At 64.5% G+C, this 9,031-nt stretch carries 8 protein-coding genes and 1 pseudogene; 4 read left to right on the top strand and 5 right to left on the bottom strand.

Features of this window, described 5'->3' with window-relative positions; genetic code table 11:
* Positions 1–198 (top strand): annotated as a pseudogene (locus H3H36_RS26765) (hypothetical protein); the annotation flags it as partial.
* An 87-nt stretch (positions 199–285) separates the two neighbouring features.
* On the opposite strand, the gene H3H36_RS26175 reads toward H3H36_RS26765, so the two are convergent.
* The 5 genes from H3H36_RS26175 to H3H36_RS26155 all read right to left on the bottom strand — a co-directional run bounded on the left by H3H36_RS26175 (position 286) and on the right by H3H36_RS26155 (position 5,946).
* The gene (locus H3H36_RS26175) at positions 286–2,286 is read right to left on the bottom strand and encodes an ATP-binding protein (protein ID WP_182220968.1); all 2,001 of its coding nucleotides are present in this window, start codon (positions 2,284–2,286) and stop codon (positions 286–288) included.
* 88 nt (positions 2,287–2,374) lie between these two features.
* On the bottom strand, positions 2,375–2,782 hold the full coding sequence (locus tag H3H36_RS26170; RefSeq protein ID WP_182220967.1) for a type 2 periplasmic-binding domain-containing protein: 408 nt from the start codon (positions 2,780–2,782) through the stop codon (positions 2,375–2,377).
* A 13-nt stretch (positions 2,783–2,795) separates the two neighbouring features.
* Positions 2,796–4,004 (bottom strand): porin, encoded by a 1,209-nt coding sequence (locus H3H36_RS26165; RefSeq protein ID WP_182220966.1) that lies wholly within the window; start codon positions 4,002–4,004, stop codon positions 2,796–2,798.
* Positions 4,005–4,303: 299 nt separating this feature from the next.
* Positions 4,304–4,702 carry a type 2 periplasmic-binding domain-containing protein gene (locus tag H3H36_RS26160; RefSeq protein WP_375539628.1) on the bottom strand — a complete coding sequence of 133 codons (399 nt, stop codon included), beginning with the start codon at positions 4,700–4,702 and terminating at the stop codon, positions 4,304–4,306.
* 23 nt (positions 4,703–4,725) lie between these two features.
* Positions 4,726–5,946, bottom strand: coding sequence for a porin (locus H3H36_RS26155; protein ID WP_182220964.1), 1,221 nt, complete (start codon positions 5,944–5,946; stop codon positions 4,726–4,728).
* A 417-nt stretch (positions 5,947–6,363) separates the two neighbouring features.
* Between H3H36_RS26155 and argJ the strand changes: the two genes are divergently transcribed.
* The 3 genes from argJ to mutT are packed head-to-tail and all read left to right on the top strand — an operon-like array spanning position 6,364 to position 8,893.
* A complete protein-coding gene (gene argJ, locus H3H36_RS26150; RefSeq protein WP_182220963.1) occupies positions 6,364–7,602 on the top strand; it encodes a bifunctional glutamate N-acetyltransferase/amino-acid acetyltransferase ArgJ in 1,239 nt (412 codons plus the stop codon).
* 2 nt (positions 7,603–7,604) lie between these two features.
* A complete protein-coding gene (locus tag H3H36_RS26145; RefSeq protein WP_182220962.1) occupies positions 7,605–8,489 on the top strand; it encodes an ATP-binding protein in 885 nt (294 codons plus the stop codon).
* Positions 8,486–8,893, top strand: coding sequence for an 8-oxo-dGTP diphosphatase MutT (mutT, locus tag H3H36_RS26140; RefSeq protein WP_182220961.1), 408 nt, complete (start codon positions 8,486–8,488; stop codon positions 8,891–8,893). Before H3H36_RS26145 ends, mutT begins: the two co-directional genes overlap by 4 nt.
* The last annotated feature ends 138 nt before the right edge of the window (positions 8,894–9,031 follow it).

Raw genomic sequence — 9,031 nt, 5'->3', positions numbered from 1 at the left:
GGTGCTATCCATATCCAGAACGTAAATGCCTATCACAGCCGTTACAAGGGATGGGTCAGTCGATTTCATGGCGTGGCGAGCCATTATCTTCCCAACTATTTGGGCTGGCATTGGGCTGTTGATCGGAGCCGTGTCGCCAGCCCAGAAGATTTTCTCAGCTCTGCCGTGGGGCGCTTCCCACACTTAACGGGGACATAGCCTTTTTTTTTCGCCCAGCAAAATCGGGGACGGACTCCGATATTGGTGTGCGGGAAAACCGTGTTACGTCCCCGATTTTGCTTTTTGTTATGTCGCCGGTTTGTCGCGCTGGGGCGCCACGCGGGGGATGGTGATGTGGATGGTGGTGCCGGTGCCCGGTGCCGAGTCGATCGCGATGCGCCCGCCCAGCACGCCCGTGACGATGTTGTAGACGATGTTCATGCCCAGCCCCGTGCCGCCCTGGCCCATCTTGGTGGTGAAGAAGGGGTCGAACACGTGGCGCAGCACGTCCTCCGTCATGCCGGCGCCATCGTCGCTGAACACCAGGTCCACCATGTCGTCCTCGGTGGCGCCGGCCTCGATCGTGATGTTGCCGTTGCTGCGGTGCTCGAACGCGTGCGCCAGCGCGTTGTTGAGCAGGTTGTTGAGGATCTGGTACAGGCCGCCCGGATAGGAATCGAGCTTGATCCCGTCCGGCACGGCCATGCGCACGGTGCAGTTGGCGCGCCGCAGCCGCGGCATGTAGGTGGCCACCGTGTCGTGCACAGCCGTGGCCAGGTCGAATTCGCGCCGCTGGTCATTGGTCTGGTCGACGGCGATCTGCTTGAACGAGGAGATCAGGTCGGCCGCCTTGCGCAGCGAGCCGGAAATCAGTTCGCTGGCCAGCCGCACTTCGTCCAGGTATTGCTGCAGTTCGGAGCGGCGCAGGTTGCCGCTGGCCACCAGCGCGTCGAAGCTGTGCACGCGGTCGCCCAGCGTGGTCGAGGCCAGCAGGCTGTTGCCGATCGGCGTGTTGAGCTCGTGGGCGATGCCGGCCACCAGCGAACCGAGCGAGGCCATCTTCTCCGACGCCAGCAGTTCGTGCTGGGTTTGCCGCAAGGTGTCGAGCGCGGCGCTCAGGTCGGCGTTGGCCCGCTCCAGCGCGGCCGAGCGCTCGCTGACCCGGCTCTCCAGCGACACGTTCAAGTCCTTCAGCTCGCGCTTGGCGTTCAATTCCTCGGTCAGGTCCAGCAAGGCCCAGATGATGGCCTGGCGCCCGTCCAGCACCAGCGTGGAGGACCAGATGGCCACGCTGCCCACGCTGCCGTCGGGCAGCAGCACGCCGGCCACGTCGCCCTGCACGGCGCCGTCGCGCAGGAAGATGTCCCACATGCGGTCGCGCTCGCGCATGCTGGCCCAGAACGACAGCTGGTCCGAGCGCTTGCCGATCAGGTCGCTCACCGGGTGGCCGAAGGTGCGCGTGAGCGCCTGGTTGGTGGCGATGATGTGGCCATCGAAGTCCGTCACGCTCAGCGGCAATGGCGCCATGTCGAACAGGGTCTTGAAGCGGGCTTCCGATTCGGATAGCCGCTGTTGCGATTGTTCGAGCTGGACCACGCGCTGGCGCAGCGCGGCGCTCATCGCGTTCAGCGAGCGCGAGAACTGGTCGATCTCGTCGCCCACGCGGCGCGGCGCCTGCGTCGCCACGCTGTCCAGGCCGGGCGCCAGCTGGCGGGTCTGGCCGGTCAGCGCCTGCAGCCGCTTGCCGATGCCGTGGGTGAACAGGTAGAACAGGGCCACGCCCAGCACCAGGCCGGCCAGCGAGATCACGCCCCCTTGCCACATCACTTCGTCGCGCGCCTGCTGCAGGTCGCGCGTGGACAGGCCGAAGTTGAGCGAGCCGACCTTGTTATCCTGCAGCAGCAACGGGGTGCGCGCGTGCAGCGTGTGGCCATCGTCATAGGTGCGCAGCGCCTGGCCCAGCCCGGTGTTGGCGGCCAGCGCGAACGGCAGCGTGGCCGCGCGCGTGCCCACTTCGAGGATGGGGTGGCGCTCGGCGTCGAGGATGACGAGGTAGCGCAGGTAGCTATCGTTGGGGTCGGCCAGCATTTCGGCCAGGTAGTTGCTCAGCTCGGCCAGCTTGCCATGGGTGGCGTAGGGACCGAGGGAAAGATTGAGGGTGACGGCGTATTCATGGGCCACCCGTTCCGCATTCTTGCTGACAGCGCTATCCATCAGCCGCAGGCTGTTCCAGATCAGCAGACCGACCACCAGTGCCTGCACCACGGCACTGAGCAGCAGAAATTTCGCGCGCAGCGATAAACTCAAGACTTGCCTCCCATACCAGCTGATCGACGCCGGACGAGACAGCGCCCGCGCTCCAGGACCGGGGCGCGGGCGCGGGTGTCGCCAGCTGTTACGGCAGGGTCAGGATGACTTTGACCGTATCGTCCACTGCCGACTTGTCAATATAACCGATAGCCTTGGGATCGGCAGCAACGGCTTTCTTGACTTCGGCGTTGGAGGCGTATTCCTTCGGTGGCGTGCCCTTGCCCGTAAACACGATCTTGGACCAGATCGCCTTGACCTGGGCCGGGTCCTTGTCGGCCGCCTTGTGGTAGAAGTCGGCGCGGATGGCCGAACCTTCGGCCTGGTCGATCGGCGTGAACATGGTCGACTTGCCCAGGAAGAACTGGGACGCCTGTTCCGAGAACATGCGCGTGGCCGGATTGGCCTTGTTGACGATGACCACGGTTTCGGCGCCGGCCGACAGGGCGGTGGCGGACAGGGCGCACAGCAGGGAGGCTTGGATCAGCAGTTTCATATCATCCTCCCCATCAGAACACGAAGTCGAGCGAAGCGGCCACGACGTTGACGGTATCCTTCAATCCCGTCGCGGGGGCGTTGATCAGCGTGCCCGCCTTGGTCTTGGGCTTGACGCGGTCCAGTTGTACTTTCAAGTCCACGTTCTTGGCGAAGTCCCAGCGCACGCCGATCAGGTCGGTCGTCTGCTCGGCCGACGTGAGCAGGCTGTCAACGGCGCCAAACAGGGCGCCGGCGGGCGGGAAGCCGGCCGGCAGCGTGACCGAACGGCCATGCTGGGTGATGGCCGAGTGGGCGTAGTAGGGCAGTACCTTGCCCATGCGGTAGCCGAGCATGGCGTACCAGGCGTTGTTGTCGGGGATGTAGACCGGGTCCTTGGCACGGCGCATGCCGTATTCGGCCTGGCCGACGATGTTGTTCCAGTCCAGCAGCGCGCCCACGGCCGTGAACGCCACTTTCTTGGTGTTGTTGACGCCCAGGTCATAGGCCAGGGTGGGGAAACCGAACTTGGTCAGCGTGCCTTGCAGCTGGTTCAGCGGGGCCACGTCATTGCTGCTCAGCTTGGCCTCGAGGTGGGCCGCGCGCAGCGTCACGGGGCCGTGCTCGATGGACAGGCTCAGGGCCAGCACGGGCGCCCGGTAGGTGGCCACGGCGCTGGCGCCAGCCAGCACCAGCTTGCCGCGGCTGACGCCGGCGATGCCCTGGGCCGTGAAGTTGGTGTCGCCGAACGCGTGCTGGTAATTGAAGTCGGCGCCGTCGGCGCTTTCGATCGGATCCTGGGCGTACATCTCGATCGGCGGACGCATCATGGTGTTGGCGTAGCCCACGTTCTGGTAGTCCGAGATCAGGAAGGTGGGGATCACGACGCGGCCCACGCGCACGTTCAGTTCATCGTTGATCTTGTATTTCAGGAAGGCCCAGGTCAGGTCGGTGGTGAAGGTGGGGCTGGTGTTCTTGCGGGTCAGCACTTGCACCGTGCCCGACAGCTGGTCGTTGACCTTGTAGCTGGCCTGCAGGCCCAGGTTGGTGTCGAGGCCGATGCGGGCCTTGTCGCCCACGCCTTCCGCCTGGTTGTAGCGGGTGAATTGCGCCTTGTCGGTGTCGGCCCGGGCCACGCCCAGCGTGCCAAAGCCACCGATGGTGAGATTGCCGTCATCCATCGCGCCCGCGTGGGCGGCGCCGAATGCCGCGATTAATGCACTTGCCAGTACGAGTTGTTTCATAAGTCCCCTCTTGTTGTCTCTTACGTCGAGAAATTTTTATCTGGTGCTTGCACGCAGGGCGGGCTCAGGATCGCTGCCGCCGCCTTGCGCGCTTAGACGTAACCTTAGACGAATTTCCTTGAGGCATAAAACTAGAACGCGCGGATTTGTGCCGCCGGCGTGAAAACTGTGGTTTTTTCACCGACGTCCAGGACAAATTGGCTTGAGCGTGTGCTCGATATGACAACGCCCAGCACGTGGCCGGGCGTCGTGTGGCAAGCCGGACGCAGCTTATGGCTGCGCCGGCATCACATGCATGCTTATGGCAGAGTCAGGATCACTTTGACGCTGTCGTCGACGGCGGCCTTGCTGATGTAGCCGATGGCCTTTGGATCGGCCGCCACGGCCTTGCGCACTTCCGCGTCCGAGTGGTATTCCTTCGGTGGCGTGCCCTTGCCGGTGAACTCCAGCTTGGACCAGATGGCCTTGACCTGGGCCGCGTCCTTGTCGGCCACCTTGTGGTAGAACTCGGTGCGGATGGCCGAGCCTTCGGCCTGGTCAATGGGCGTGAACATGGTCGATTTGCCGAGGAAGAACTGGGCCGCCTGTTCCGAGAACATGCGGGTGGCCGGGTTCTTCTGGCTCACGATCACAACGGTTTCAGCCGATGCCGGCAGCGCCGCCGCGGCCAGGGCGGCCAGCAGCAAAGAAGTCATCATGGATTTCATGGAGGGGCTCCCGATCAGAATACGAAGTCAAGCGCGGCCGCAACGACGGTCACGCTGTGGGTGATGCCGGCGGCCGGCTGGACGAAGATCAGCGAACCGGACTTGACCTTCGGCTTGACGCGGTCGACCTGGACTTTCAGGGCCAGGTTCTTGGCGAAGTCCCAGCGCACGCCGATCAGGTCCGAGCTTTGCTCGGTCGATGGCAGCAGGCCGCGCACGGTCGCGCCCAGCGGGCTGTTGGCCGGCAGCGTGGCCGGCACGGTGACGGAGGTGCCGGCGCCGGTGACGGCCGCGTGGGCGTAGTACGGCAGCACCTTGCCGATGCGGTAGCCAGCCAGCGCGTACCAGGCATTGGTGTCAGGCACGTACGAAGCTTCCTTGTCGCGGCGCTGGGCGTATTCCGATTGCAGCAGGATGTTGTTCCAATCCATCGTCACGCCCACCGAGGTGAACGCGATTTTCTTGCCTGGGGTCAGGCTCAGGTCGTTGGCCAGGTTCGGGAAGCCCACCTTGCTCAGCAGGTTGGTCAGGTTGTTGACCGGCGTCAGGTCGTTGGTGGTCAGCTTGGCGCGCGCATGGCCCAGGCGGACCACGAACGGACCGTATTCGGCCGTGAGGTTGATGCCGCCTGCCGGGGCGCGGTAGGTGGCCACGGAACCGGGGCCGGTCGGGATGAACAGCTTGCCGCGGCTGACGCCGCCGAAGGCCTGGGCCGTGAAGTTGACGTCGCCAAAGGCGTGCTGGTAGTTGACGTCGGCGCCGTCCACGTTCTCGAGCGTGTTCTGGCCGTACAGCTCGATCGGCGGACGCATCATGGTGTTGGCATAGCCCACGTTCTGGTAGTCCGAGATCAGGAAGGTGGGGATCACGACGCGGCCCACGCGCACGTTCACTTCATCGTTGAGCTTGTACTTCAGGAAGGCCCAGGTCAGGTCGGTGGTGAAGGTGGGGCTGGTGTTCTTGCGGGTCAGCACTTGCACCGTGCCCGACAGCTGGTCGTTGAATTTGTACGTCGCCTGCAGGCCGAGGTTGCTGTCCAGGCCGATGCGGGCCTTGTCGGCGATGCCTTCGGCCTGGTTGTAACGGGCGAACTGGGCCTGGTCCGTGTTGCTCTTGGCCACGCCCAGCGTGCCGAAGCCGCTGATGCTCAGGTTGCCGTCATCCATCGTGCCCGCTTGCGCGGTCGCCACACCGAAGGCGGCCAGAATGCTTGCTACTAACAGTTGTTTTTTCATTCGTCGGATTCTCTTAGGTTCTTTATTCTTGTCGGCGTTCTGTCGTATGGCGCAGCACGCCCGTCGGTCGCAGCACGCTCTTGGCGCACGCAGCCGTCACCTTAGACTAATTTCCATACGGAATCTGTTGTTCAGGAGAGAAATAGAATGAGTGTTCTATTTTTAATGGAGGCTTACGACCAAAAAGCGTCGCGATTGTCGATGTGGGATCAACAAGTTATTGATATTACATGTCTTTTTGATATTTCAGGTGGTCCGACGCGTTGCCGCGTGCAACTTGGGTCTGGCATGTAACTGGTGGTCGATGGCGGCGCTGGCCGGACCGCGCCGGCGGCACTGGCTGCGACACCAATTGGCCCGCCAGGGATTACAATAGCGGCTACCTTTTTCCTCCATCCCCTAGCACGAGAACATACTATGGCCGTCAACTCCCCCAAGCCCATCGCCGCTGACCTCAAGCCCGTCGCGGGCGTCGCCATCGGCTACGCCGAAGCTGGCATCAAGAAGCCCAACCGCAAGGATGTGCTGGTGTTGCAGGTGGCGCCGGGCGCCACGGTGGCCGGGGTGTTTACGCTCAACCGTTTCTGCGCCGCGCCGGTGCAGGTGGCCAAGGCCCACCTGGCGGCCGCCCAAGCCGGTGGCAAGCCCATCCGCGCGCTGATGGTCAACACCGGCAACGCCAATGCCGGCACGGGCGAGGCTGGCCTGGCCGCCGCCAACGCCAGTTGCGCCGCGCTGGCCGGCCTGCTCGGTTGCGACGCGCAGCAGATCCTGCCGTTCTCGACCGGCGTGATCCTCGAGCAGCTGCCGGTCGACAAGATCGTGGCCGGCCTGCCGCAAGCCGTGGCCGGCCTGCAGGCCGACAACTGGTACCACGCGGCCGAAGCCATCATGACCACCGACACCCAGCCCAAGGCCGCCTCGCGCAGCGTCAACGTGGCCGGCCATACCGTCACGCTGACGGGCATCAGCAAGGGCGCCGGCATGATCAAGCCCAACATGGCGACCATGCTGGGCTTCCTCGCGTTCGACGCCAAGGTGGCCCAGCCCGTGCTGGACGTGCTGGTCAGGCAGGTGGCTGACCTGAGCTTCAACTGCATCACCATCGACGGCGACACCTCGACCAACGATTCCTTCATGCTGATCGCCACCGGGGCCGGCACGCTGGAAGTGAATTCGGTCGACAGCCCCGAGTACAAGGCGCTGGCGGCCGCCGTGACGGAGCTGGCGCTGTTCCTGGCGCAAGCGATCGTGCGCGACGGCGAGGGCGCCACCAAGTTCATCACCGTCACCGTGGAAGACGGCAAGGACGTGGCCGAATGCCGCAAGATCGCCTACTCGATCGGCCACTCGCCGCTGGTCAAGACGGCCTTCTTCGCCTCCGACCCCAACCTGGGCCGCATCCTGGCCGCCATCGGCTACGCCGGCGTGGACGACCTCGACGTGAGCAAGCTCAACCTGTACCTGGACGACGTGTGGGTGGCCAAGGATGGCGGCCGCAATCCCGACTACAAGGAGGAGGATGGCCAGCGCGTGATGTCGCAAAGCGAGATCACGGTGCGCGTCAAGCTGGCGCGCGGCACGGCCGCCGCCACCGTCTACACTTGCGACCTGTCGCACGACTACGTGACCATCAACGCCGACTACCGTTCCTGATCATGAGCACGCCACTGGAACAGTTCCTGGTGCGGGCCGAGGCGCTGCTGGCGCGGGTCGAGGCCATCCTGCCGCAAACGCCGCGCGCGCCGGACTGGCGCCTGGGCTACGCCTACCGCTGGCGCCGCCATTACAGCGGCGCCAGCTACCTGCAGGCCGTCGCGCACGCCTCGGCCATCACCCTGTCGGACCTGCACAACATCGGCCCGCAGAAGGCCCAGATCGAACAGAACACGCGCCAGTTCGTGGCCGGCCGCCCGGCCAACAACGTGCTGCTGACGGGCGCGCGCGGCACCGGCAAGTCCTCGCTGATCAAGGCTTGCCTGAACCAGTTCGCGGCCGACGGCCTGCGCCTGATCGAAGTGGACAAGGCCGACCTGGCCGAGTTGCCCGACATCGTGGATCTGGTGGCGGGCCGGCCCGAGCGCTTCATCATCTTCTGCGACGATTTGTCGTTCGAGGAAGGCGAGAGCGGCTACAAGGCGCTCAAGGTGGCGCTCGACGGCAGCGTGGCCGCGCAGTCGGACAACGTGCTGATCTACGCCACCTCGAACCGCCGCCACCTGATGCCCGAGCGCATGTCCGACAACGCCAGCTACCAGCATGACGAGGATGGCGACCTGCATCCGGGCGAGACGGTGGAGGAAAAGATTTCGTTGTCCGAGCGCTTCGGCCTGTGGCTGTCGTTCTACCCGTTCAAGCAGGACGATTACCTGGACATCGTGGCCCACTGGCTGACCTCGTTCGGCTGCGACGCGGCGCAGATCGAGGCCGCCCGCGCCGACGCCTTGCGCTGGGCCTTGCAGCGTGGTTCCCGTTCGGGCCGGGTGGCCTGGCAGTTCGCCAAGGATTACGCGGGCAAGCTGCCGCAGGACGGCGCGGCATGAGCGGCGCGCCAGCGCGCCCGATCGATGTGGCCGTCGGCATCCTGGTCCAGCCCAATGGCGACGTGCTGCTGGGCCAGCGGCCGGCCGGCAAGCCATATGCGGGTTATTGGGAATTCCCCGGCGGGAAAGTCGATCCGGGCGAGACGGTGCTCGAGGCGCTCAAGCGCGAATTCGTCGAGGAGCTGGGGCTGACCATCAACCGCGCCGAGGAATGGTGCGGCATCGAGCACGTGTACCCGCATGCGCACGTGCGGCTGCATTTCTTCATCAGCCGCGACTGGACGGGCGAGCCGCAAAGCCTGGAAGGACAGGCGTTCGCGTGGCAGGGGACGGTGGGGGTGGAGCCGCTGCTGCCGGCCACCATTCCCTTGCTGGAGTGGCTGGAGCAGGTTCGTTACGGCTGAGAAGTCATTTCAAAAGGCTATGTCCCCGTTAAGTATTGAACTTCTTGCGGTAAAGGCCCTCCAAGACTGAGTAAATTCATGCTTGGAGGGGCCATGAGAAGCGCAGACTTTGGGCAATTGCTGGCACAACTTAAGGAT

It is taken from the genome of Rugamonas fusca (genome assembly GCF_014042365.1).
Lineage (GTDB): Bacteria > Pseudomonadota > Gammaproteobacteria > Burkholderiales > Burkholderiaceae_D > Rugamonas > Rugamonas fusca.
Note: the sequence above shows the minus strand (reverse complement) of the source record. Positions and strands in the feature narration are given on the sequence as shown.